At 28.1% G+C, this 25,563-nt stretch carries 26 protein-coding genes; 20 read left to right on the top strand and 6 right to left on the bottom strand.

Features of this window, described 5'->3' with window-relative positions; translation table 11 throughout:
- The first annotated feature begins 205 nt into the window (after positions 1–205).
- The 3 genes from NNC19_RS03935 to NNC19_RS03925 are packed head-to-tail and all read left to right on the top strand — an operon-like array spanning position 206 to position 2,082.
- Positions 206–589: a GntR family transcriptional regulator gene (locus tag NNC19_RS03935; RefSeq protein WP_310937314.1), complete on the top strand. Its 384-nt coding sequence runs from the start codon at positions 206–208 to the stop codon at positions 587–589.
- Positions 582–1,448, top strand: a complete 867-nt coding sequence (locus NNC19_RS03930) for an ABC transporter ATP-binding protein (protein WP_310937313.1) — start codon at positions 582–584, stop codon at positions 1,446–1,448. Before NNC19_RS03935 ends, NNC19_RS03930 begins: the two co-directional genes overlap by 8 nt.
- On the top strand, positions 1,438–2,082 hold the full coding sequence (locus tag NNC19_RS03925; RefSeq protein WP_310937312.1) for an ABC-2 transporter permease: 645 nt from the start codon (positions 1,438–1,440) through the stop codon (positions 2,080–2,082). The genes NNC19_RS03930 and NNC19_RS03925 overlap by 11 nt, the downstream gene beginning before the upstream one ends.
- Before the next feature lie 192 nt (positions 2,083–2,274).
- On the opposite strand, the gene NNC19_RS03920 is transcribed toward NNC19_RS03925, so the two are convergent.
- Entirely contained in the window at positions 2,275–3,135 is an 861-nt protein-coding gene (locus NNC19_RS03920) for a GyrI-like domain-containing protein (protein WP_310937311.1), read from the bottom strand.
- A 392-nt stretch (positions 3,136–3,527) separates the two neighbouring features.
- On the opposite strand from NNC19_RS03920, the gene NNC19_RS03915 reads away from it, so the two are divergent.
- The 7 genes from NNC19_RS03915 to NNC19_RS03885 all read left to right on the top strand — a co-directional run bounded on the left by NNC19_RS03915 (position 3,528) and on the right by NNC19_RS03885 (position 9,854).
- Positions 3,528–5,417 (top strand): ABC transporter substrate-binding protein, encoded by a 1,890-nt coding sequence (locus tag NNC19_RS03915; protein ID WP_310937310.1) that lies wholly within the window; start codon positions 3,528–3,530, stop codon positions 5,415–5,417.
- Between the two features lie 70 nt (positions 5,418–5,487).
- Positions 5,488–6,462, top strand: a complete 975-nt coding sequence (locus NNC19_RS03910) for an ABC transporter permease (protein ID WP_310937309.1) — start codon at positions 5,488–5,490, stop codon at positions 6,460–6,462.
- Positions 6,463–6,464: 2 nt separating this feature from the next.
- Positions 6,465–7,382 carry an ABC transporter permease gene (locus tag NNC19_RS03905; protein WP_310937308.1) on the top strand — a complete coding sequence of 306 codons (918 nt, stop codon included), beginning with the start codon at positions 6,465–6,467 and terminating at the stop codon, positions 7,380–7,382.
- A 12-nt stretch (positions 7,383–7,394) separates the two neighbouring features.
- Positions 7,395–8,417, top strand: coding sequence for an ABC transporter ATP-binding protein (locus NNC19_RS03900; RefSeq protein WP_310937307.1), 1,023 nt, complete (start codon positions 7,395–7,397; stop codon positions 8,415–8,417).
- A gap of 1 nt (position 8,418) precedes the next feature.
- A complete protein-coding gene (locus tag NNC19_RS03895; RefSeq protein ID WP_310937306.1) occupies positions 8,419–9,429 on the top strand; it encodes an ABC transporter ATP-binding protein in 1,011 nt (336 codons plus the stop codon).
- Positions 9,375–9,644 carry a hypothetical protein gene (locus NNC19_RS03890; RefSeq protein ID WP_310937305.1) on the top strand — a complete coding sequence of 90 codons (270 nt, stop codon included), beginning with the start codon at positions 9,375–9,377 and terminating at the stop codon, positions 9,642–9,644. The genes NNC19_RS03895 and NNC19_RS03890 overlap by 55 nt, the downstream gene beginning before the upstream one ends.
- 18 nt (positions 9,645–9,662) lie before the next feature.
- Positions 9,663–9,854: a hypothetical protein gene (locus NNC19_RS03885; RefSeq protein WP_310937304.1), complete on the top strand. Its 192-nt coding sequence runs from the start codon at positions 9,663–9,665 to the stop codon at positions 9,852–9,854.
- Between the two features lie 79 nt (positions 9,855–9,933).
- On the opposite strand, the gene NNC19_RS03880 is transcribed toward NNC19_RS03885, so the two are convergent.
- Positions 9,934–10,926, bottom strand: a complete 993-nt coding sequence (locus NNC19_RS03880; RefSeq protein WP_310937303.1) for an AraC family transcriptional regulator — start codon at positions 10,924–10,926, stop codon at positions 9,934–9,936.
- Positions 10,927–11,101: 175 nt separating this feature from the next.
- Here NNC19_RS03880 and NNC19_RS03875 point away from each other — a divergent pair, with 175 nt between their 5' ends.
- The 3 genes from NNC19_RS03875 to NNC19_RS03865 all read left to right on the top strand — a co-directional run bounded on the left by NNC19_RS03875 (position 11,102) and on the right by NNC19_RS03865 (position 15,715).
- Entirely contained in the window at positions 11,102–13,756 is a 2,655-nt protein-coding gene (locus NNC19_RS03875; RefSeq protein WP_310937302.1) for a family 78 glycoside hydrolase catalytic domain, read from the top strand.
- A 150-nt stretch (positions 13,757–13,906) separates the two neighbouring features.
- On the top strand, positions 13,907–15,154 hold the full coding sequence (locus NNC19_RS03870; RefSeq protein ID WP_310937301.1) for an MFS transporter: 1,248 nt from the start codon (positions 13,907–13,909) through the stop codon (positions 15,152–15,154).
- Between the two features lie 117 nt (positions 15,155–15,271).
- Positions 15,272–15,715, top strand: a complete 444-nt coding sequence (locus NNC19_RS03865) for a GNAT family N-acetyltransferase (RefSeq protein WP_310937300.1) — start codon at positions 15,272–15,274, stop codon at positions 15,713–15,715.
- Between the two features lie 125 nt (positions 15,716–15,840).
- Here NNC19_RS03865 and NNC19_RS03860 read toward each other — a convergent pair whose 3' ends face one another.
- A complete protein-coding gene (locus NNC19_RS03860; RefSeq protein WP_310937299.1) occupies positions 15,841–16,752 on the bottom strand; it encodes a metal ABC transporter solute-binding protein, Zn/Mn family in 912 nt (303 codons plus the stop codon).
- 118 nt (positions 16,753–16,870) lie between these two features.
- Here NNC19_RS03860 and NNC19_RS03855 point away from each other — a divergent pair, with 118 nt between their 5' ends.
- Complete coding sequence (locus tag NNC19_RS03855) at positions 16,871–17,548, top strand: metal ABC transporter ATP-binding protein (RefSeq protein ID WP_310937298.1); 678 nt, start codon at positions 16,871–16,873, stop codon at positions 17,546–17,548.
- Complete coding sequence (locus tag NNC19_RS03850; RefSeq protein WP_310937297.1) at positions 17,541–18,353, top strand: metal ABC transporter permease; 813 nt, start codon at positions 17,541–17,543, stop codon at positions 18,351–18,353. The genes NNC19_RS03855 and NNC19_RS03850 overlap by 8 nt, the downstream gene beginning before the upstream one ends.
- Positions 18,354–18,562: 209 nt before the next feature.
- On the opposite strand, the gene NNC19_RS03845 is transcribed toward NNC19_RS03850, so the two are convergent.
- Positions 18,563–19,114 carry a PadR family transcriptional regulator gene (locus NNC19_RS03845; protein WP_310937296.1) on the bottom strand — a complete coding sequence of 184 codons (552 nt, stop codon included), beginning with the start codon at positions 19,112–19,114 and terminating at the stop codon, positions 18,563–18,565.
- Positions 19,115–19,296: 182 nt separating this feature from the next.
- Between NNC19_RS03845 and NNC19_RS03840 the strand changes: the two genes are divergently transcribed.
- The 4 genes from NNC19_RS03840 to NNC19_RS03825 all read left to right on the top strand — a co-directional run bounded on the left by NNC19_RS03840 (position 19,297) and on the right by NNC19_RS03825 (position 22,976).
- Complete coding sequence (locus tag NNC19_RS03840; protein WP_310937295.1) at positions 19,297–21,291, top strand: FAD-dependent oxidoreductase; 1,995 nt, start codon at positions 19,297–19,299, stop codon at positions 21,289–21,291.
- Positions 21,292–21,460: 169 nt separating this feature from the next.
- The gene (locus NNC19_RS03835; RefSeq protein WP_310937294.1) at positions 21,461–22,426 is read left to right on the top strand and encodes an AraC family transcriptional regulator; all 966 of its coding nucleotides are present in this window, start codon (positions 21,461–21,463) and stop codon (positions 22,424–22,426) included.
- A gap of 122 nt (positions 22,427–22,548) precedes the next feature.
- Positions 22,549–22,707 carry a hypothetical protein gene (locus NNC19_RS03830; protein ID WP_310937293.1) on the top strand — a complete coding sequence of 53 codons (159 nt, stop codon included), beginning with the start codon at positions 22,549–22,551 and terminating at the stop codon, positions 22,705–22,707.
- Between the two features lie 14 nt (positions 22,708–22,721).
- Entirely contained in the window at positions 22,722–22,976 is a 255-nt protein-coding gene (locus tag NNC19_RS03825; protein WP_310937292.1) for a hypothetical protein, read from the top strand.
- A 41-nt stretch (positions 22,977–23,017) separates the two neighbouring features.
- On the opposite strand, the gene NNC19_RS03820 is transcribed toward NNC19_RS03825, so the two are convergent.
- Together NNC19_RS03820 and NNC19_RS03815 are read right to left on the bottom strand one after the other, a co-directional pair.
- Positions 23,018–23,434 (bottom strand): hypothetical protein, encoded by a 417-nt coding sequence (locus NNC19_RS03820; RefSeq protein ID WP_310937291.1) that lies wholly within the window; start codon positions 23,432–23,434, stop codon positions 23,018–23,020.
- Between the two features lie 154 nt (positions 23,435–23,588).
- Positions 23,589–24,392, bottom strand: a complete 804-nt coding sequence (locus NNC19_RS03815) for an IclR family transcriptional regulator (protein ID WP_310937290.1) — start codon at positions 24,390–24,392, stop codon at positions 23,589–23,591.
- A 308-nt stretch (positions 24,393–24,700) separates the two neighbouring features.
- On the opposite strand from NNC19_RS03815, the gene NNC19_RS03810 reads away from it, so the two are divergent.
- Complete coding sequence (locus tag NNC19_RS03810; protein ID WP_310937289.1) at positions 24,701–25,489, top strand: gluconate 5-dehydrogenase; 789 nt, start codon at positions 24,701–24,703, stop codon at positions 25,487–25,489.
- The last annotated feature ends 74 nt before the right edge of the window (positions 25,490–25,563 follow it).

The raw sequence follows: 25,563 nt of genomic DNA, 5'->3' as shown, positions 1-25,563 counted from the left end.
ATTGTCATTTACCATATTATACCATATTTTTTTACCCTAATTCTATCTAAAAAATTATCTTGGTTAAATTATATGTTGAAATTATATTAATGAATAAATAAAACCTTAAAAGAAGATATTGACAAAAGTGATGTTATTAAATACAATATGTATTGTGTATATACTGTGTATTAACAATATAAACAGTTGAGAAAGAGGAATTCAAATGAAGATTATTGTAACTAATGTTTCAGAGCAACCCTTGTATCAGCAAATAAAAGAACAAATAAAATCTGCAATAATTTCTGGAGAGTTAAAAGAAGGAGAAACATTACCTTCAATAAGAGTACTGGCAAATGATTTACGTGTTAGTGTTCTTACCACAAGAAGAGTATATAGTGAACTTGAAGAAGAAGGATTTATTATAACTCAAGCTGGAAAAGGCTCCTTTGTTGCACCAGGAAATCTTGAACTTTTAAGAGAGTCTAAAAGGCGTATGGTAGAAGATAAGTTAGCAGAAGCTTGGGAAACAGCACGTTCTCTAGGAATTTCTAGGGATGAATTGTATTCTATGATGGATATTATTTTTGAGGAGGATAAAAATGAGTAATATTTTAGAGATTGAAGGTTTAGAAAAAGATTATGGAGCATTTAAATTAAATAATGTTAGTTTTTCATTACAAGAAGGGTGTATTACTGGTTTTATAGGAGTAAATGGAGCTGGAAAAACAACAACTATAAAATCAATTCTTGGTCTTGTTTTAAAAGATGGTGGAAGTGTTAAACTATTTGGAAAAGAAATTGCTAAAAATGAGCAGGAGTTAAAGAATCATATAGGTGTAGTTTTAGATGAAGGATGTTTTTATGAAGAGATGACTCTAAAAGAAATGAAAAATGTTATAGCTCCAGCTTATACGAATTGGGATGAAAATGTATTTGAAAATTATATAAGTCGTTTTGGGTTAAAGCTTAATCAAAAAATATCAACATTATCAAAAGGAATGAAGATGAAATATAGCATAGCATTGGCTCTTTCTCATCATGCAGATTTACTTATAATGGATGAACCAACAAGTGGGTTAGATCCTTTAATTAGAAGTGAAATTCTTGATATAGTCCTAGAATTTATAAAAAAAGAAGGAAAAAGTGTGTTCTTTTCAACACATATAACTTCAGATTTAGATAAGATAGCTGATGTGCTTATTTTAATAGATAAAGGTGAAATTCTGTTAAATGAAGAAAAAGATTTGATATTAGACACTTATGGAGTAGTTAAAGGTGATAATAGCCTTTTAACTGATGAAAATAGAAAAATGTTTTTAAACATAAAAGAAAGCAGATATAATTTTGAAGCCATTACAAATAGAAAGAATGAAGTGCGTAAATACATGGATAGTGTGTTAATTGAAAGACCAACAATTGAAGATATTATGCTTGCTCATATAGGAGGAGAAAGATATGTTGTTTAGTTTGTTAAAAAAAGATTTCATTTTAGCTAAAAAATATTTAATATTCTTTATTATTTATGCTGTTGTAATGCCAGTTGTATTTAATATGACAGATACACAAGTTAAAGGAACTTCTACATTTATTTATATTGCTATACTTTTAGAATATATGATGCTAAGTACAGTTTGGACTAGTGAAGAGAAAAATAAAGGGTCTATGCTTTTATGCACAACACCTTATACAAGAAAAACATTAGTAAAAGAAAAGTATCTTTTTGTATTATCAGTATTTATGTTGAATTTTATATTATATACTGCTACAACATTATTTCTTCCTATAGGTATGGAAAAGCTTAGCATTTTAGAATTTGGTATAGCATTGTTATTTAGTGCAATAATATTTGGAATATATATACCGATTTTATACAAATTTGGTCTTCAAAAAACAAGATATATAGGTATGATAATACTATTTGTTACAATTTTTGGTACCCCTAAATTATTGAGTTGGATGAGTTTAAATCATATAAGCATAAATTTCAATCTTTCTAATATGAGTATGACTTTAAATAGTTTAATTTATTTACTTGCCTTATTTATTGGATTAATTTCAATGTATATATCTATGGGAATTTATGCTAAGAAAGATTTATAATTTAAATACTTATACTTATATCAGATAATTTTTATTGATATGGTATGAGTATTTTTTAGTCATTTAATTTAGGGACACTCAAAAAAATAACAAGTCAATCCGCCAGTCTATTTTCCATCATCCTGTGTCAGCAGATTGCCTGATGAAAAATATTCATGGCAAATTTGGACTCGCTATTTATTTTCATGTCCCTTAGTTAGATTTTTTAATAGGTATCCATACTTCACTTAAATAATTATCACTACCAATATATTCATTAGAATACCACTCCAATTCAGGTCCATCTGCATGTTCATAACCTGAATTTGGGAACCATTCTGTGAAAACTCTCTTCCATACATCTTGTTGTGCTTCAGGAAGTTTTCCGCGACATTCAAATTTTACCCATGTAAGTTCAGGAACAGTTAACTCAACTAACTCTTCAGGTAATTTACTATCAGATTCTACAGCTATCATATAATCGAAATCATCTTTTCTGAAATTATAACATACTCCATAAAATTCTGGATTTTTATGTTTTCCTAACTTTATAATTTTTTCATCAGTTTTGTTTTCACATACTTCATCCCACATTTTAGGTATAAGTTTAAAATTTTCTCCATCAATTGTTGTTATTGGTTTACTTACACCAACAAGTCTAAATTCTTTAAGTTGTTCAATACGATAATTCATTTCTTCTACTCCTTTAACAGTTAATTTGAAAGAGATTTTTGGAAATGATTTTAATAATGAACCTTTCTTTTTTGCCTCACTTGGTTTTAATCCATGTAGATTTTGAAATGCTCTTGCAAAAGAAACTGGAGAATCATAACCATATTTAAGTGATACATCAAGTATTGTTATATCTGTCTTTTGCAAATCAAAAGCTGCTTGTGTTAATCGTCTTCTCCTAATATATTCTGCTAAAGTTACATCAGCAATAAAAGAAAACATTCTTTGAAAATTATAATTAGAGCAACAAGCCTTTTGGGCTATGATTTCATTATCTATTTCACCATCAAGATTTTCTTCAATGTAATTAAGTGCAGAATTCATTTTATCAAGCCATTTCATATATTTCATCTCCTTCATGAGTAAATCATACTAAATATCAGTATTTTAATCGCAACTTTTCTTGCACAAATTTATCATAATAATCAATTAAGAATGTCTATATTAATATTACTTATAAATGTATAAAGTGTAAATATGTGATGCAATAAACTGAAATTAATACGATTATAAAGGAAAAAATTATGTGGGTATTAATAAACACAGTTAATAGAAAATTATTATGTCTTTTTTATTGTAAAGTATTATTAAAAAAATATAAACAAATTTTAATATATATAAACTAAAATTACTACATTTACTAGTTAACGTTTACAGAAGTTGTGGGCATAAATATAATTTAAATGTACAAGGAAATAAATAATAAATTAACTTATATTTATGGGGGGAAAGAAATGAAAAAGACCAAATTAACTAAACTTATAGCAGTTGCTATTATAGCATCTATTAGTGTAACATCATTCACAGGTTGTGGGAGCAGCAGTAAAAAAACACAAGAAAACAAGCCAAGTGTTGAAGAGAGTGTGTCAAAGGTAGAAACTACTTTAAAAAATGCAAAACTTGATGGAGAAGAAGCTCCATCAGATGGAACTACACTTACTACTATGATGACTTTTACTCCAGCACCAGCAGGGCATGGAAATCCAGCTGTAAATGGTGGACCAGATTGGTCTATGGAACCCATTATGTATGACTATCTATGTGGATATAGTTCTCAGCCAGAAAAAACTTTCAAACCTTCATTGTTAGATAGTTATGACTTTAAAGATAAAGTATTAACATTAAAATTAAAACAGGGATTAAAATGGAGTGATGGTAGTCCGCTTAATGCAGATGATTTACTATGTAATTTATTTATGGATATGACAGTAAATAAGATTGCATATTATGCAGAAAGTGTAACAAAACTAGATGATGTAACTGTACAAATTAAATACAATACTGATGCATCTCTTATTTTGGATTATATGTTAAAATCTCCAATTAGATATGCTCAAAAGGTTTATGGAAAATGGGCAGATACTTTTAAAGATGCCTTTACTAACAATAGAGAAATTAAATCAGATGGAAATTATAAATTTACCAAAGAAGGTGATGATAAGGTAGCTGCAGCTACAGTTGAATTTGATAATTATTTACCTGATATAAAACAAGCTTTATGTTCAGGTCCATATATGCCAACTACAGTAACATCTTCAGAAATGATTTTTGAAAGAAACCCTAACTATAGAACTAAGATGAAAATAGAAAAGATTAAGGGAATTAGGCCAACAAGTACTGAATCTCAAGCAGTTGCTGTTATGAATAAAGAATATGATGCAGAAGGTATGGGATTGTCTTTAGATATGGCTCAAAAGGTTGCAGAAAATAATAAGGATACAATTAGACAAATGTTAATTCCTGAATATAGTGAACTTGGATTCTGTTTTAATATTAATAAAGCACCTACAGATGATGTAAAAGTTAGAAAAGCTATTGCTTATATTATAGATAAAGCACAAATTGCACCAGTATCTGAACCAGGCATGAGAGTTGGAGATCAGTATGGATTAGGTTTACCACCTTCAATTAGAGATAAATACTTTGATAAAGATTTCTTAAATGGGTTAGAAGACTATACTGTAAATACTGATAAGGCTAAACAATTATTAAAAGATGCCGGATGGAAAGAAAGTGGTGGAAAATGGGTTGATGCAAGTGGACAATCTCCTGAAATTAAGATAGCAGGTGTTGGAGAATTCCCAGCTTATGTAGTTATGGGTGAAGCAGCAACTAATATGTTAAAAGATTTTGGGCTTAATGCAACCTTTACACCAAAAGAATCAGCTGCCTATAACGATTATGCTACATCTGGGGATGCATCTATGGTAATTGATGGATTTGGAAGTACTACAGGAACACAACACCCATTTGAAGCTTATGACTCTTTATCATGGTATGGAAAGAGAATGAATATAAAAAATCCTGATAAAGGAGACCAAGTATACAAAGATCCTGTTACAGGAGAAGATTTCAAATATACAGAAAAATTGCTTGAATTATTTAGAACTAAAAATGATAGTGAAGTAACAGAAAAGGCAAAGGATTTTGCAAAATTCTTTAATGATGCTATGTATTTTGTTCCAATAACAGAAAAATTTTATATTTATAGAATTCACAATAACAAGCTTTCTATGGCACCAGCTGAAACTGGAAAAGAGTTAAGTGATTTCTACTGGTCTGGAACTACTAGTGCACTTCTTGGAAAGATGCTTAGAGACAATCAAGTATATTACATTAAATAGCTATTATTAGTATATCTCAAAGACGGATTGCCTTGAGATATACTAATAAATTAAAAAAGGAGGAAGAAAAATGAAAAAGTTGCTGACATGTATATTTACTATGTTAACATCACTACTTTTAGTGTTTTTTGTAATACAAGCCATGCCAGGAAATCCAGTAGAAACATTAACACAAGAATATATGAGAACTAGTGGTATGCAATATGACCAGGCTTACCCAAAGGCCAAAATAGCTTTAAATTATGATCCAGATACTCCTTTAATGGATAGATTTGGTCAATATGTTAAAGGAATTGTAACAGGAAATTTGGGACAATCTATGTCTTATAAAGAACCTGTTATATCAATAGTTTTAGGAGCATTACCTTGGACTCTTTTAGTATGTTCTATATCTCTGTTCTTATCTTTTATTGTGGGAGTAATAATTGGAATATATGTAGCTTGGAAGCGGAGTAATGTATTAGATGGAGCTGTCACAGGATATCAAGCATTATTTGGATCCATTCCAGATTATATAGTAGCTTATCTTTTAGTATTACTATTTTCAGTATTTTTGGGAGTTTTGCCATCAAAGGGAGCCTATGATTCAAATATTTCACCAGGATTTACTGGAGCATTTATTTTAAGTGTTCTTCAACATGCAATTTTACCAGTACTAGCATACTTTTTAACAACTTTAGCAGGATGGATAATGGGAATGAAAGCAAGTTGCATGAGTGTTCTTGGTGAAGATTATATAAATTATTCAAAAGCAAGAGGTCTTTCCAATAAGCGTATTGTATTTAGTTATTTAGGGAAAAATGCAATATTGCCAATGGTAACAAGTGTTGCAATATCTTTTGGAATGATGTTTGGGGGATCTCCTCTTATAGAAAATTTATTTGTATATCCAGGAGTTGGGTATTATTTAGCAACAGCGATATCTAGAAGAGACTATACTTTGATGGAAGGTATGTTCTTAATGATAATAATAATGGTATTATTGTCAGGTTTATTTGCAGAATTTTTATATACTAGGTTAAATCCAAGGTTAAGGGAGAAGTAATTATGAGTAGTTCATTAAGTGCAAACAATAAGACTAAAATTAATGCCTTTTCCAAAGAAGGTACACTTTCTAATTGGTTTAAGGAATTTTTTCAAGTAATCTGGAAGAATAAAATGTCTAGAGTTGGGTTTATAATATTAGTATTTTTCTTACTATTATCTATATTAGGACCAATAATAGTGAAAAACCCCACTTCAAATTATTTAGATAGGTTATTAGCACCATCAGCAGATCATTTATTAGGAACTGATTATGCAGGAAGAGATATATTAGCACAGTTTATAGTAGGATCAAGATCTGTTCTATTAGTTGCATTTTATGCAGCATTCTTTTCTATAGTAATTGCTTGTGCAATGGGAATTACATCTGGGTTAATTGGTGGTAAAACAGATGAAGTTTTAATGATGATTACTAATATTGTATTAACTATGCCAAGCTTCCCAGTAACAATGGTACTTTCTATGATTATTAATGTAAATAATAGCATTTTATTTGGATTAGTATTAAGTTTATGGTCTTGGGCTGGACTTGCAAAGGCTATACGATCTCAAGTTCTAGTTATACGAAATAAGGATTTTATAGAATCAAGCAAAATAATGGGGATAAGCAATTTTAATATAATTGTAAAAGATATAATTCCAAATATAACTTCATTTATAGCAATTAATTTTATAGCTATTATGAAAGTTGCAATAATCACATCTGTAGGGTTAATGGTTTTAGGACTTGTACCTTTTGAAGGAAGTCATTGGGGTATGATGATTCAAATGGCTATGTCACAATCAGCAGTGGCTTATGGTGGAGTTGGGCCAATTGTATATTTTTTAACTCCTATAACAGGAATTGTTTTATTTCAAGTAGGATGCTATTTATTTGCTAATGGCTTAGATGAAGCAATGAATCCAAGATTACGTAAATAAGGAGGAAGAAATATGAAACCATTAATAGAAGTAAAAAATCTAACTATAGATTTCATGATTAATAATGGTAGGCTAAGGGCTTGTGATGATGTTTCATTCACTATATATAAAGGTGAAATAGTGGGAATAATAGGCGAAAGTGGAAGTGGTAAATCTACTTTGGCCTCTGGAATTTTGAATTTAGTACAGGCTCCAGGAAAAATATCTTCTGGAGAGGTTAACTATTATCTAGAAGATGATAAAAAAATTAATCTATTAGAATTAAGTAAAGAGGAATTAAATAAACATAGATGGAGTGAAATAGCAACAGTGTTTCAAGCAGCACAAAATGCATTAAATCCAGTGCTTAAAATTAAAGAACATTTTTTTGAAACTGTTTATGCCCATACTAATGAAATAAATAATGAGGAAATAATGAGGAAAGCAGAAAAGGTTTTAGAATATGTAAGACTTGATAAAAGTGCATTAGAATATTATCCACATCAGTTAAGTGGAGGGATGAAACAAAGAGTTTTAATAGCCTTAAGTCTTATTTTAGATCCAAAAGTAATTTTGTTAGATGAACCAACAACAGCTCTTGATGTAATAACTCAATGGTATATATTGGATATTTTAAAGCAAATTCATGATGATCTTGAGGTAACATTAATATTTTTGACACATGATATTTCAGTAATTTCAGGAATAATAGATAGGATTGCTGTAATGTATGCTGGTGAATTAGTTGAGTATGGAGATGTTAAGGATGTATTTGAAGAGCCTTCTCATCCATATACAAAAGGATTACTTAATGCAATTCCAACATTACATGATGACATAACTCAGCGTAAAGCTATTCCGGGTTCACCTCCAAATCTTATACAAGAATTTCAAGAATGTAAGTTTTCACCACGTTGTCCTATGTTTTTAAATGATGAATGCAAAGGGGATAAAGAGAAGACAGAGATATTATACAAGGTTGGAAATAGTAAATGTACTAGATGTTATAAATATGCTGAATCTAAAAAAATAGTAATAGCAAAGGAAGGTGCATAAAATGAGTTTGCTAGAAGTAGATAATGCTAGTATTGAATTTGATAATAGAGTAAATAAAAAACAAAAGGTACAAGTTTTATCAGATATTAATTTGTCAATTGAAGAAGGAGAAATTGTAGCTGTAGTTGGAGAAAGTGGATGTGGGAAAACTACTTTAGGAAAAATGATTGTAGGAATTCATACCCCAACTAAAGGGAGGATAGTTTATAAGGGAAAAGATATTAAAAAAATAAAGAAAGGAGAGTTTAAGGACTATAGGTTAGGGGTTCAAATGGTACACCAAGATTCATTTGCAGCTTTAAATCCTAATAGAACTATTTTTCAATCATTATCTATGCCACTACTACAACATAAAATAGTTAAAAATAAAGAAGAAGCAGAAAAATTATTAAAAGAGTATTTTGAAGAAGTTGGACTAGTTCCTCAAGAACAGTTTTTATATAAATATCCTCATCAATTAAGTGGTGGACAAAGACAAAGGATATTATTAGCAAGAGCTTTATCAGTTAAACCAAAATTAATTGTAGCAGATGAACCAGTATCTATGGTTGATGTTTCTCTTAGAATTTCGCTTATTGACCTCATGACTAAAATGAATAAGAAATTTAATATTTCATTTATATATATAACCCATGATTTGGCTACAGCAAGATATATAGCTAAAAATGGACGACTTGTTGTAATGTATCTTGGAAAAATAATAGAGCTTAATAACATATATGATGCTATAGACAATCCTAAACATCCATATTTCCATGCTTTGCTTGCAGCAGTGCCACAAACAGTTGGAGCAAGAAGAGATGGTGGTTCAAAAACTTTACCACTAAGAACTTTAGATATGCCAAGCATAGTTAATCCACCATCAGGCTGTAAGTTTCATACAAGATGCCCTTATTATACAGATAAATGTGAAAAGGAAGAACCAATTTTAGAGAAGTATAAAGGAGGTTATGTAGCATGTCATTGCGTTCAAGAGATAGAAGAAAAAAGAGCAGCAGTAAAGATAGGATAGAATTAACTGCAGTACTTAACTTTGTGAAATTTTTACAATGCATAGCTTGTGGGATTTTAGGAATATCTTTATTAGGTTTATTAGCTGTAGGAGATAATATTAGTGCTAGAGTAATATATACAATGGTAATTGTAGTAAACTTAATGATAATCTTACTTGGAAAAATCCCAGTTAAATATCTTATGAAAAAATCAAATATTTTAAATCAACTCTAAGGAGGCAGTGTTTTAAGAATGAATAAAGAAAAAAATGCTTTAGAACTAGCATTACATCTTTTTCGTATGGGTGAACTTATACAAAAGATGGATGAGAAAATAAATGCAGAAAAAGATTCTGAATTAAAAAGAATATATGTAAATGAGAGAGAAGATATGTATAGCAGGCAAATTGAGATGGTTCATAAGCTTAGATCTTTAAATTTATAGATTAAAATACTACTAGTTATTCTGGTAGTATTTTTTATTGAATAATTTAACAATGATGTTACTGAAGTAATATGCACTTTTAATAAGAATTAGTTTCAAAATTATTTAGAAACTGGCTTCTATATTCATATGGAGTAACGGTAAAATTTTTTTTAAATATATGATAAAAATGACTTAATTCAGAATATCCTACTTTTTCTACAATTTCTTGTACAGAAAGATTTGTTTTTGATAAATAAAAACATGCTTGTTTTAGTTTAATGTTTTGTAGAATTTCTGAATAAGTCTTATTTGTATTCTTTTTTATTTCTTTTGAGAGATAGTTTGGATGATAATGAAAATGTGCAGCAGTTTTTTTTAAGCTTGTGGTAGCAAAATTATTTTCAATATAATTAATAATTTCGTTAATTTTAGAGAAATTTTTATTTGGATTAAGAATATTGCTAGGTTTTATAGTATTATTTCTTGAAATTTCTATAAATAAAATAACATATAGACTTTCCAATATGCTTCTAAATCCAAGACGTTCATCTATAAACTCATTAATTATTGATAAAATAATTTCGTCTATTCTATTTGAATGGTTAATATTAAATATTAAATATGTATCTTGACTGCTTTCATCAAACAAATAATTAATTAAAAAAGATGATAAAGTATCATTTTCCCCAATAAGAGTTAGAAAATAACGTGAAAAAAAAGATTTTTTAAACATAAAGTTAAATATAATATTATCTTCATCATTTTCAGTAATAATAGAATGATATGCTTTAGAATTAACTAAGCATAAATGCCCTTTAGATAAAATCATTTCTTTGTTATCAATTTTTTGAGTACACTGCCCAGAATAAATATATATCAATTCAAAAAAATCATGCTTATGAAATAGACTGTTTCCATGTTTACTATGTAAGTTTATTGCAATATCTCCAGTTGGATTAAAGTTAAAGATTGACTCATTTAAGGTAGTATAAGAATCTAAATTATTTATATTAGAATCGAAATATTTGGATAAATTTCTCATATAAGTATGTATTTTTTTATTAAGCAATATTTCGGTATCATTATTCATAATAAACCTCCATGTTTAAGATTACATCTAATTAAAATTTAAATAATAAAAAGTGCGTTTTGTGTAATCGGTTAAATAAAAACAATATTTGATTAGATAAAAACAAATACTCTATTTTAACTTTCCAATATAATTATAACATGTCTAAATAAAAAAGTATAAAGAGGTGAATGGTTTGTTTTTAATAAAAAAATGTTTTACAAATAGCAATGAAAAAAATAATGTAATTGATAGTGAAAAAATATATTTTGCATGGCAAATGGAAAGTGATAAAAATAATGTAGTCCAAAAAGCTTATCAATTAAAATTAGTTAATAATAAAGAGAAAATTATTTGGGAAACGGGTAAAATTATTAGTAAAAATTCAACAAATGTTCTATATGAAGGACCAAATCTTGAAAGTAGAAAAGAATACTATTGGAAAGTAAGTGTATGGAATAATTATAATGAAGTATCAGAAAGCAACTTTAATAGTTTTGAAATTGGCTTGAAAAATAAAGAGGATTGGATTGGAAAGTGGATTGAAGCAGATATTGAAACTAAATCTATAAAGGAAAAATTTAACATAAAGCGAATATTTTCTTATCATCCAGATCCAAAAGAAATTGAAAATATAAAGTTAGATCCACCTATATCATTTTCAAAAGAATTTATTATAAAGGATAAAAAAGTAAAAAAAGCAAGGTTGTATTCTACTGCTCATGGAGTATATGAGGTTAACCTAAATGAAAAAAAAGTTGGAGATGATTATCTAGCACCTGGTTTTACTTCATATCCCAAATTACAATATTATCAAACTTATGATATTACAAATCAGATAAGAAATGAAGTAAACAGAATAGAAATAATTGTTGCTGATGGATGGTATAGAAGTAAAATTGGACTAGCTGGGATAGGTCATCAATTTGGTAAGAAACTTGCTTTATTGGCGCAAATTGAAGTGGAATATGTGGATGGAGAAAAATTGATAATTGGAACAGATAAATCTTTTGTAGCTCATACAGGAGACATAGAGTACTCAGATTTATTTATTGGAGAAAAGCAAAATCATATAGAAAAAGAGAAATTTTTTTATGGAATCATTGAAACCGATTACGGATATAAGCAATTGAAGTCTGATTTAGCTGATCCAATTAAATGTATAGAAAAAATTAAAGCTGTAGATATAATTACAACACAAAAAGGCGAAAAAGTAATTGATTTTGGAAGAAACTTAGCTGGTATTGTTGAAATTAAAGTAAAAGGCCAAAAAGGGGATGTTGTTCAATTACAACATACAGAAGAATTGGACTTAGAAGGAAATTTTTTTGTTAATAATATGGGACAAAACAAATTTCAAACAAATACATTTGTTCTAAAAGGAAATGAAGAAGAAGTATTCATTCCTAAGTTTACCTACCAAGGATTTAGATATGTCAAGGTTACAGGGTATCCAGGAGAAATAAATAAAGATAATTTTACTGCATATGTATTATCTACAAATTGTAAAAGAACTGGCAATATAGAAACTTCAAATTCAAAGATTAATAGGTTAATTGAAAATATATATCATTCACAGGAAAGTAACTTTATTTCAGTACCTACAGATTGTCCTCAAAGAGAAAAGGGTGGTTGGACAGGTGATGCTCAAATTTATACACCAACAGCAATTTTTAATATGAAAATAGATAACTTTATGAGACGTTGGCTTGAAAATATGAGAGTTGATCAATATGAAAATGGGCAGATTCCAGGGTTAATACCGTGGATTGAATCAGATAATATGCTTTCAAATTCTTTTGGAAACATCAGCACAGCTGGATGGGCAGATGCATGTATAATAATACCTTGGCATCTTTATATTCAATATGATGATATTAATTATCTTAAAGATAATTATGAAATGATGAAAAAATGGATTAATTATGTCAAGGAGAGATGTATGTCTAATGTGTTACAAGAATCAAAAGAATATGAAAAATATATATGGAATATGGATTTTCATTATGGGGATTGGATGACTCCAAGCTGTACAAAAGAAGATGGTAGTATTGATCCTATGCTTTCTTCACAATTAACAGCTGAACAAGTTGCAACAATGTATTATGCTTATTCATCAGAACTTTTATCTAAAATTGCAGGGATACTTGGGAAAAAAACTGATAAAGAGTATTATGCTGATTTATCAAATAAAGTGAAATATTCATTTAATGAAGTTTTTGTAGATTCTGAAGGTAAAATTTCAAATGATTTACAAGGACTATATGCATTAGCAGCTCATTTTAATATGGGAAGTGATGAAGTTAATAAGAAATTTATTGATAGATTAACATTCAAAATCAAAGAAAATGGAAATAAGTTAGATACAGGATTTCTAGGAACTCCTATTTTGTTAGATGTATTAACAAATTATGGTGAGAAGGATTTAGCATATAAACTTCTATTTCAAGAAGAATGTCCATCATGGCTATACATGGTAAAACAAGGAGCAACAACTATATGGGAGTGTTGGGATGCAATTAAACCTGATGGAAATAAAAGTATAATATCATATAATCATTATTCATTAGGTAGTGTTCAAGATTACATAGTTCGTAAAATTGGAGGTTTAGTAAAGCTGCAAGAAAGTGGAAAATATATGGTTGATATAGATTTAGAATCACCCTTTGAATATTGTAACTTATCATATGAATCTATTTACGGAACAATAGAAGTTAATTGGGATTTTAGAGAAGATAAAAGTGAACTTAGTATAGTTGTTCCAATAGGAGCAACTATACTTGTAAAATTATCAAATGAAAAAAATAAGGTGTTTGAATCAGGTTCATATAAAATTGATATGAAAAGATAACTTCGTGAAGTAAAGGTTAAATAAATGCAGCGTTTTTAAAAGTATATAGATTAATATGAAGCTTAATATGATTTATAATATGTGGTCAATTTATTCTCGCTATATAAAGAATATCAAAAAATTAAGATGGATTAAAAGGAGAGAAATAAAATGAATAATGAAATATGCACATCATTTAAAAAATTAATGACAGGTTTGATTATTGGAAATGTTGGATTTTATATAGCATCTATAGTACCTACAGCTTTACTTTTAACACTTAAGTTTTTAGAATTAACCCCACAAGATGCAACAATTAATTTTAGTTTAACAGCTGCAATTGGAGGGATTGCTACTCTAATTGCAGGATATATTGGAGGAATGATAAGTGACAAGACATGTATTAAATTTGGTAAACGTAAAACGTGGATTATATTAGGATCATTAATAGGTTCAGTTGGTTTATGTGTTATTGGATATTCAACTTCAGTTAAAGTAATTGTTTTATTATGGGTTGTATGTTGTATTGGATTTAATTTTATGTATTCAGCTCTTAATGGAGCATTGGCAGATCAATGTGAAAACGAAAAGAGAGGCACAGCTGGTGGTTTGCTAGGTATTTTTGCACCAGTAGGAATACAAATTGGCATTGGTATTATGACATTTATAAATAATTCAAGTATTTCAACAAAGTTTAATGTTCTAGCTGTGATTTATGTAATTACTTCTGTTATCTGCTGTACAATTATAAAAGATACTCCAGCAGAAAAAAAGACCACTAATAATAAAATAAAAAAGGACAAAATTTCATTTTATCCAAGTTTGAAAAAATACCCAGAATTCTCATGGGGAGTGGCTACACGTTTTTTCATGGCTATTTCTTATGCATCTCAAACTTATATGACATTGTATTTTGTAATGCATTTTAACATTCCACAAAATGAAGTTACACAATTAGTTTTCATAAATGGAATTATAGGTTCAGTTGTTGGTGCAGTAGCTAGTATAATAGCTGGAAGCATTTCAGATAAGTTTAAGAAGCAAAAGCCAATTTTAATAGCTAGTGGGTTTATTGTAGCATTAGGATTAATATTATTAGTTTTAGCTAATTCAATAGTAATGGCTATAATAGCTTGTATATTTATTAGTTCGGGATATTCTGCATATTTAGCAGTAGATATGGCATTAACAATGCGTATTTTACCAAACATGCAAGAAGTAGCAAAGGATATGAGTATAGTTAATACAGCAGGGAATTTACCAAACTCAATAGTACCAGCCTTTGCCCCAACTCTTATAGGAATAGGTGGATTTGCATTATTATTTTCAGCTTTAGCAGTATGCAGTGTAATAAGTGCAGCAGCAGTATTACCAATACCTGAAATGATAACAAATTTTAAAGGGAAACTTTATTCTTGATTAATAGAGATGCTTCCATGTGTATAACAATATGGTAAGTGTTGCTAATTCAATTGCTTTGTGTATTTTTATGGAATATAATAAAAGTTATAAGCTTTACTAATGGAGGAAATTTTAATGGATTGGATTTTAAAAAAGTTTAAAGAATTAAATAGTGAAGATATGTATAAAATTTTAAGACTAAGAAGTGAAGTATTTGTAATAGAACAAGAATGTATTTATGAAGATTGTGATGGAAAAGATGAAAAATCATATCACTTATATTTAAAAAATAATGGACAAATTATAGCTTATTTAAGAATTTTGCCAAAAAATATTTCTTATAAAGAAATGTCTATTGGGAGAGTTGTAGTAAAAAAATCTTATAGGGGACACTCTATAGCAAGTGATATGTTAAAAAGAGCCATTCAGTTTATTGAAAAAGAATTAAATGAAACGGAAATTAGAATTTCAGCTCAAGCTCACTTGATAAACTTTTATGGAAATTTGGGATTTAAACAAACAAGTGATAAGTATTTAGAAGATGGAATTCCACATATAGAGATGCTATATAGCAATTAAATATATAATTTCAAAATTGAAATAAAAAAATAAGAATAGATAAATCATCCTTCTATATAAATTGTTTTAAATAATTTGTGTAGAAGGATGGCTTATTTTTAGTATATAACTGAAATATGAACGAATTATTTTATCAAAGAATCATAAATCTTATAGAGGTTTTCTTTTACACGTTCGATATATGTCTTATTATCCTCATTGCCTTCAATAGTATAAATTGTATCTACTTTTGACCCAACTTCATTAGCTAATGTTTTAGAAACTTCAGGACTTGCCATTTCTTCAGCAAAAATTGTTGAAACTTTATTTTCTTTGCAGTATTTTACAAGATCGCTTAATTGTTGAGCACTAGGTTCTCCTTCTGCAAAAACATCTTCAACACTATTTTGAGTTAAATCAAAATCCTGACATAAGTAAGCAAAAGCAGCATGTCCAGTTACAATACCTTTCTTTTTCACAGAGTTAAATTTTTCTTTATATTCATTATAAAGACTATCCAGTTTGGAGACAAACTCAGTACAATTATTTTCATAATAATCTTTATTTGATGGATCAGCTTTAACAAGTGCATCTTTTATGTTTTTAACTTCAGTTTCAGCACCTTTAAGACTAAGCCAGATATGAGGATCATACTGTCCATGTTCTTTAATTTCCTCAGCATTAGTATTAGCTATTGCATTAACACCGTTTGATGCTTCTACTGCAATCAGATTTTTATTATTTGCAGATTTAATAGCATCATCAGCCCAAGATTCCATTCCTAAACCGCTATATACAAAAATTTTAGCTGTACTAAGATTAACAAGATCCTGTGACTTTGGTTCAAAGTCATGGGGTTCTGTGCCATCTGGAATAATTGTTGAAATATCTACTTTATCCTTTCCAACAGCATCAACAAATTCTTTCATTGCATTAAAAGTAACAGAAACTTTTAACTTTTCTCCTTTAGTTTTACTTACATTATTATTACCACATCCTGAAAAATTCATGATTACAATTAGAAATAATAATAATAAAGCACTTAATCTTTTAAACATTTTATAAACCTCCTAAATTATACTTGCAAATGCATACCGTTTGCATTTAAAATATATAATAGAACATGTGGATATATTTGTCAAGAATGATGTTTTATAATTAGAAAGGGTGTTTATTATGATAAAAGCAGAAAATTTATTCTTTTCATATACTGGAATGTCACCATATTTATTAGATGAAATTAATCTGGAAATACAAGATGGAGAGTATATATCAGTATTGGGTGAAAATGGTTGTGGGAAAAGTACTTTTATGAGGTTAATATTAAAATTTATAAAAACAACAAAAGGAAGAATTATATCTAATGCAAAGAGAATTGGATATGTGCCTCAAAAAAATGATTTTTCTAATTCTGATTTTCCAATTACAGTTTACGAAATGCTTAATTCTTATAGAAAGCTTTTAAAAATAAAAGATAAAGATGCGATTATAGAAAATCTTAAAAAAGTTGGAATGACTGATTATACAAATTCCTTGATGGGAACTTTGTCTGGTGGACAAAGTCAAAAAATACTAATTGCAAGAGCATTGATGGGAAACCCAGATTTATTGATTCTTGATGAACCTTCTACTGGAGTTGATATTAACAGTCAAGATGAAATTTATGGATTCCTAAAAAAAATAAATAAAGAAAATGGAATTACAATAGTTTCTGTTGAACATAATTTAAATGCAGCTATTTCAAATTCAACACTTATATATCATCTTATTGGTGGAAGAGGATATCTTTGTACTCCTCAGAAATATTTTGATAAATATTTAAGAAATAATATAAGGGGTGATATGATTGTTTAATTATACTTTTATGCAGAATGCAATTTTTGTTTCAGTGTTTATTTCAATTTTATGTCCATGTATTGGCATTTTCTTGGTTCTTCGTCGATACTCTATGATAGGAGATACATTATCTCATGCTTCTCTTGCAGGGATTACAATTAGTCTAATGGCCAATCAGAGTCCTGTACTGGGTGCATTTGTATTTACATCTATATGTGGAGCTATAATTGAATTTTTACAAAGCTATTTTAAGAAATATGCTGATCTAATTCTTACAATTGTTCTTTCTTTAAGTGTAGGAACTGCAATTACAATTATCAGTTCAGGAAAACTTCATGCAAATGCAGATTCATTTATGTTTGGAAGTATACTAACAGTAACAAAATTTGATATGATTATGGTTTTTGTTTTAAGTGTGATTTCTGTTTTGACTCTTATATTTTTATATAATCAATTAATTTACATATCATATGATGAAGAAGCGGCTAAAATAGCTGGAGTAAGAGTGAAATTAATTAATTATGTGTTTTCTATTCTTGTAGCATCAACAATATCGGTATCAATAAGAATAGTAGGAGTGTTAGTGTTAAGTTCTATGATTGCACTCCCTGTTGCTACAGCTTTACAACTTAGAAAAGGATTTAAAACAACATTGATATTCTCTATTATTTTTAGCATAATAGATATAATGTTGGGATTGTTCATTTCATATTATCTAAATGTTGCATCTGGGGGATTTACTGCATTAATTTCAGTTGTTGTTCTTGCTTGTGTATTAGTTGTGAAAAGCATATTATCTAGCAAACATAAAAAATTCAATTAAATTCTTGAATAATAGAATAGAAACGATATATATAGTATTATTTATTAATTGTACAAGGCCTTAATATACGAAAATATTATGATATATTTGTACATCAAAGCAAAATTAACCATAATAATTAAAATAAAAAATTATTATGGTTAATTTTTAATAATTGACTACAAAGTATGGGGATTAAATTAAATTGTACATAAATAATTGTAAAAAACTTATATATTTTTCTTAGAATTTTCTATTTTATTTATACAAAATTCAAGCCATTCAATATAAGATTTTTCTCTAAGAATAGCACCCTTTAAAACTATATAATCTCCAAATTTAGGTGAAGATATTTCATCAATATCAGAAAGGTTGATGATATATTGTTCTAGAATTTGAAGTTTTTCTTTACGTTTTTCTAATTGGCTAAAGAATAAGTTAAGTACGGTTTTTCTATCTATTTCATCACAAAAATAAGCCTTAAGTCTAAAGATATCTTTAGGGGTTGGCTCTAGAGGTTCATCTTTAGATAACCAATTCTTAAGAGCGCTTTTTCCTTCTTTTGTAATATTATAAAGTTTCTTTTCTAATTTTTCTCCTTGAATAACAGTTTCATATGAAATAAGTCCTTCATCAGTTAACTTTCTTAGTTCAGGATAAATTTGACTATGTTTTGCATACCAAAAGTTAACAAGACCTTCATTAAATTCTTTAGTTATGTCATAACCTGTTAAGGGTTTTCTGTTTACTAATCCTAATATAGCATATTTTAAAGTCCTCATATGTAAAATTTCACTCCTTCTAGCTAATATTTTAACACGATTAAAAAAAAAGTAAACACAAGATGCACACTAAAATAAAACATGTAAGTATTGACATAACAAATAAATTAATAATATAATCAATGTGAAAAGTTTAACTAATTATAATTAACCATTGAGGTCTAATTTTAGGAGGGCAAAAGATGAATAAGTATAAAAAGTTATTTGAATCAGTAAAAATTGGTAGCTGTGAAATTAAAAATCGTTTTGCATTAGCACCAATGGGGCCATTAGGGCTTGCAGATAGTGAAGGTGGATTCAATCAAAGAGGTATAGACTACTATACTGAAAGAGCAAAAGGAGGCACTGGTTTAATAATTACAGGTGTAACTTTTGTTGATAATGAAATAGAAGAACATGGTATGCCAAATGTTCCATGTCCAACACATAATCCAGTTCAATTTGTTAGAACAGGAAAAGAAATGACAGAAAGAATACATGCATATAATTCAAAAGTATTTTTACAAATGTCAGGTGGATTTGGAAGAGTTACTATACCAACAAATTTAGGTGAGTTTCCACCAGTAGCACCATCTCCAATACAACATAGATGGCTTGATAAAACATGTCGTGAACTTACTATAGAAGAAATAAAATCTATAGTTAAAAAGTTTGGTGATGGAGCATTTAATGCAAAAAGAGCAGGATTTGATGGAGTTCAAATTCATGCTGTTCATGAAGGTTATTTAATAGATCAATTTGCAATTGCACTTTTCAATCAAAGAACTGATGAATATGGTGGAACTTTAGAAAATAGACTTCGTTTTGCTCGTGAAATAGTTGAAGAGATAAAAGAAAGATGTGGACAAGATTTCCCTGTTACATTAAGATATTCACCAAAAAGTTTTATAAAAGATTTTAGAGATGGAGCTTTACCAGGTGAAGAATTTGTAGAAAAGGGTAGAGATTTAGAAGAAGGTATAGAAGCAGCTAAATTATTAGTTAAGTATGGATATGACGCTTTAGACACAGATGTTGGATCCTATGATTCATGGTGGTGGAGTCATCCTCCAATGTATCAAGAAAAAGGTTTATACAGACCTTATGCTAAACTTATGAAAGAAACCGTAGATGTACCAGTTATTTGTGCAGGTAGAATGGATGATCCTGATATGGCTTTAGAAGCTGTGGAAAATGGGACATGCGATATGATAAGTTTAGGAAGACCATTACTTGCAGATCCTGATTATGTAAATAAATTAAGAAGCAATAGATGTAAATCAATTAGACCATGTATATCTTGTCAAGAAGGATGTATGGGCCGTCTTCAGCATTTCTCTATGCTTAACTGTGCAGTAAACCCACAAGCTTGTAAAGAAAAAGTAAACTCATTAACACCTATTTTAAAGAAGAAAAAGGTATTAATAGTTGGTGGAGGTGTAGCTGGTTGCGAAGCTGCAAGAGTTCTAGCATTAAGAGGACATGAACCAGTGTTATTTGAAAAATCATCAAGAATAGGAGGAAATCTAATTCCTGGTGGAGTTCCAGACTTTAAAGAAGATGATATAGCTCTAGCTGATTGGTATGCACAAACTTTAGAAGAATTAAATGTTGAAGTACATTTAAATAGTGAAGTAACTAAAAAACAAATATTAGAATTTAATGCTGATAGCGTAATAATTGCAACAGGTTCAACTCCAAAGGTATTTTCACTTGGAGATGATGAAAATGTATTTACAGCAGCAGATGTTTTAACAGATGTTAAAGATCCTAAAGATACAACAATTGTTGTAGGTGGTGGACTTGTAGGATGTGAAACAGCACTTCATTTAGCAAAGCAAGGTAAGAAGGTAACAATTGTAGAAGCTTTACACAAAATACTTGCTTTAAATGGACCTTTATGTTCAGCTAATAGTGAAATGCTTGAAAAATTAATTCCATTTAATAACATAGAAGTTAAAACAAATTCAAAGGTTAAAGCATATAAAGATGGAATACTTGAAATGGAAACAGAAAATGGTATTGAAAACATTAAGTGTGATTCAGTAATCCTTTCTGTAGGGTATAAAGAAGAAAATACTCTATATAAAGAATTAGAATTCGATATAGCAGATATTTATTTACTAGGAGATGCACGTAAGGTTTCAAATATAATGTATGCTATTTGGGATGCATTTGAAGTAGCGAATCATATATAAGATAATAAAAAATACTCAAACATAAAAAGGGATGTGGCAAGATTTTGTAATAAAAATCTGCTACATCTTTTTTATGTATAAAATAATCAACATAGTATTTTGAATATTGATATTACAATTTCAATATTGCTGATATAATAAATCTTAGAAAAGGAGTGAAATCTTTATTATGAGACAAGATATACATGAAAAATTATTAGAGTTAACAGAAGAAGAAAAGCATATCTTAAATGGTGAAGTTGAAGTAGATAAAAGTTTATATACAGATAATGGTCAATTTGTTATAGATAGTGATAAATTCTTGTCTCAAGGGGAACTGATAGATATTAGAAAACATACAAGATTTATTAAGTTTCCAGAGCATAAACATAACTATATAGAATTTAATTATGTTTATCAAGGTAAATTAAAAGAAGTTATTGATAATAAAGAAATAGAACTAAAAAAAGGAGAGTTACTATTTTTAAATCAATATATAAACCATGAATTAGAATCTTGTGATGAAAATGATATAAGTATAAATTTTATAATAAAACCAGAATTCTTTGATTATATATTAAAACTTTTAGATAATGAAAATATAATAAGCAGGTTTTTAATTACAACATTATATACTGACTATCATGAAGGGGAATACCTATATTTTAAAGTTTCAGATGAAAAAAGTGTACAAGAGATTTTAGAAAAGATAATTATAGAACTTTACACAAATGAAATAATGAGTAAAGTAACAATAAAATTATTAGTTGGATTACTTCTTGTAGAATTAGTTAAGAAGCCTGAGAATATTGAAATATATTCAGTTGACAATTATGACAAAATATTAATAATTCAAATATTTAAATATATTGATAAATTCTATAATGAATGTTCTCTTTCTGAAATTGCAGAAAAACTAAGTCAACCAGATTATAAATTAAGTAAGTTAATAAAGAAGCATACTAAAATGACATTTAAAGAATTGGTACAAGAAAAAAGATTAAGTAGAGCTATTGAACTATTAAAAGTTAGAGGGCTTTCAGTGTTAGAAATAATGGAGATGGTAGGTTATGAAAATCCAACATATTTTTATAAAATATTTAAAGAAAGTTATGGTGTTACTCCAATGGAGTATAGAAAGAAAAATAATATATAGAAAATTTTTATAGCTTATTTATATTTAGCTAATCTTGCAAGCTTTACCTACAAGGATAAAACAAATTTAAGTTGAGATACTATTATTAAACATGTATTAAAATATAAAAGGAGGTTTTTAGGATGAATAAAAATGGTAAGTTAGAAAATTTATCAAATATAGCTAGAGTTGAAAACTTTACAAAAAATGCAGTAGAAAATTTTGAAGAAAATATAGTTAATCAAAAAGATTATTTAGAAAAAGTTAAAGATAATAGTGAAAATAATAATAGTATGCATTAAGAGGTGAAAAGTAAATGGAAGTGTTAAGTTATTATTCAATGTTACAACCACCAATAATTATAAAAAAGAGAGGGAATAGTGAGGTGAAAAAGACCAATTTAGCAAACAGCAAGATAAGTAGAGAAATTGGTGAAATTAAGCCTGATGGAATAATAGTCATAACTCCAAATGGTACTATGTTTTCAGATGTTATATCTTTTTCAGATGAAGATGGGGTTTCTGGGGAATTAAATAAATTATTTTGCTATAGAAAATATAGATCATTATAAAAAAAAGTATCAAATAGTTTGTCTACTATTTGATACTTTTTTTAGTTCTTTCTAAAAAGACCTTTTAATATTAATCCTATTCCAGCAGCAATTGTTCCAAACATGAAAATTCCTTTAATTAAACTTACAGGTCTAAAATATATACTTAAACCCATGAAAATTCCAATAGCTATAACAAGAATTCCAGCAATAATTAAAAACCATCCTAATATAGAACGTTCTTTAAAAAATAAGAGAACTACTCCGATTAATAAAGGCAAAACAAGTATTCCAAAGTTTGGGGTAAACCCTAATACACTCATTAGAGTAAATCCAGTATAAATAGTAGTGTTTTGAAAAACCATAAATATACCTACTAAAAATACTATAATTCCTAAAAAAAATGTAAAGAAGTTTCCTTTAGATGGTTCAGAATAATTAGTGTTGAAATTTTTTTCTACATAATTCTTTTTCCTCAACAATAAGCCTCCTTAATTCGTTAAACAGCATAGATTTATTATAATTTAATTCGACAAAAAATTCAAACAAGAAATTATTTGTCATAAATTAAATCAGAAATAGCTAACATTATATAAAAATAACCATGTTAGCTAAAGCATATTCTAAATTAAATTATAAACTTTTTGGACTGTACCCCATCAATTTACTAATATTATTTGAGATTTTTATGCATTCATCTTTATGCTTTAATAAATCATCTAATTCATTAAATAGAGTTACAGATGAAATGCTAATTGCAGCAATTATTTTATTAGTTTGATCAAAAATAGGGAATGCAATGCAAATGACTCCAGTGTCATATTCAACATTATCAAAAGCATATTGATTTTTTCTTATTTCATGTATTTCAGTTATAAAATTTTCTATATTAATTATTGTATTATGTGTATATTTAATAAAATTAATATCCTTTAATAATTCTTTTATTTTTTCATCAGAAAATTGAGATAAAAGTAACTTTCCTGATGCAGTACAATAAATAGGTGCCCTTTTACCAATGCTAGAAGACATAGTTATTGTTCTTGTAGTATTTTCGGGCGAAATTTTATCTAAATATATAATATTAGAATATGATTCATCAGCAATACAAAGATGTATAACTTCATCAATTTTATTTACAAATTCATATATATAAGGTCGTGCGTTGTTAACAAGATCCATTCCACTAACAAAGGATGATGATAAATTAAGAACTTTAAAACCAAGTTGATATTTATCATTTTCTTTATTTTGTGATACATAACCTTTAAATTTTAGTGTTGATATTATTCTATGGATTGTACTTTTGCTTAAATTTAAATTTTTTGAAAGTTCTCCAATTCCACAACCTTTTGGATATTCAGATAAACAATCAAGTATATCTAGAGCACGTTCGACAGACTGCACTAAATTAGAATTACTTGAATCTTGAGACATATATAATCCTCCTTGTATAACTTTTACTTCAGAATATATTGTAATATTTAAATTTGATTTTAACAAATAAAATTTAAATATTGTAGGATTGACAATTACAAAATATGAGATTAAAATGATATTAGAAAAATGAAACGTCGTTCCATAGTGCGGAACAACATGATTGCAATTTAAGGACAAGTAATGTAGTTTGATTTTTCTACTAATAAGTCAAAAAAATTGTATTAATAGTGTTTTTGAATTTGGATTTTTCAGGTTATTGACATTATTATGGCTAAAAATATTGTAAGTTTTAAGGAGGATGACTCATGGAAGGAATTAAAAATTTTTCATTAGAAGGTAAAATAGCATTAGTAACTGGAGCATCATATGGTATTGGATTTGCATTAGCAAAATCTTTTGCAAAAGCAGGGGCAACAATTGTTTTTAATGATATTAATCAAGATTTAATTGATAAAGGAATAAAAGCATATGCTGAAGAAGGAATAAAAGCACATGGATATGTATGTGATGTTACTGATGAAGAAAAAGTAAATGAATTAGTAGCTAAAATAGAAAAAGAGGTTGGAATAATTGATATATTGGTAAACAATGCTGGTATAATAAAGCGTATTCCAATGCTTGAGATGAAAGCAGAAGATTTTAGAAAAGTTATAGATGTAGATTTAAATGCTCCATTTATAGTATCTAAGGCAGTAATTCCAGGAATGATTAAAAAAGGTCATGGTAAAATAATTAACATCTGTTCAATGATGAGTGAATTAGGAAGAGAAACAGTTTCAGCTTATGCTGCAGCTAAAGGTGGTCTTAAGATGTTAACTAAAAATATAGCATCTGAATATGGTGAGTACAATATCCAATGTAATGGTATTGGACCTGGATATATTGAAACCCCACAAACAGCTCCTTTGAGAACAGAAGGACATCCATTTAATAACTTTATAATTTCTAAGACTCCAGCTGCACGTTGGGGAACACCAGAAGATTTAACAGGCCCAGCTATATTCTTGGCTTCAGATGCATCTGATTTTGTAAATGGACATATTCTTTATGTTGATGGTGGAATATTAGCTTATATTGGTAAACAACCTAAATAATTAAGATAATAAATATAAATATAAAAGAACTAGACAAAAGGATACTGCCTAGTTCTTTTGTAATATAAAAATGT

Origin of the sequence: Clostridium sp. SHJSY1 (genome assembly GCF_031626875.1) — a bacterium.
In the GTDB taxonomy this organism is placed as follows: domain Bacteria; phylum Bacillota; class Clostridia; order Clostridiales; family Clostridiaceae; genus Clostridium.
The sequence above is the reverse complement of the archived record's forward strand: the minus strand, read 5'-3'. Positions and strand labels throughout refer to the sequence as shown.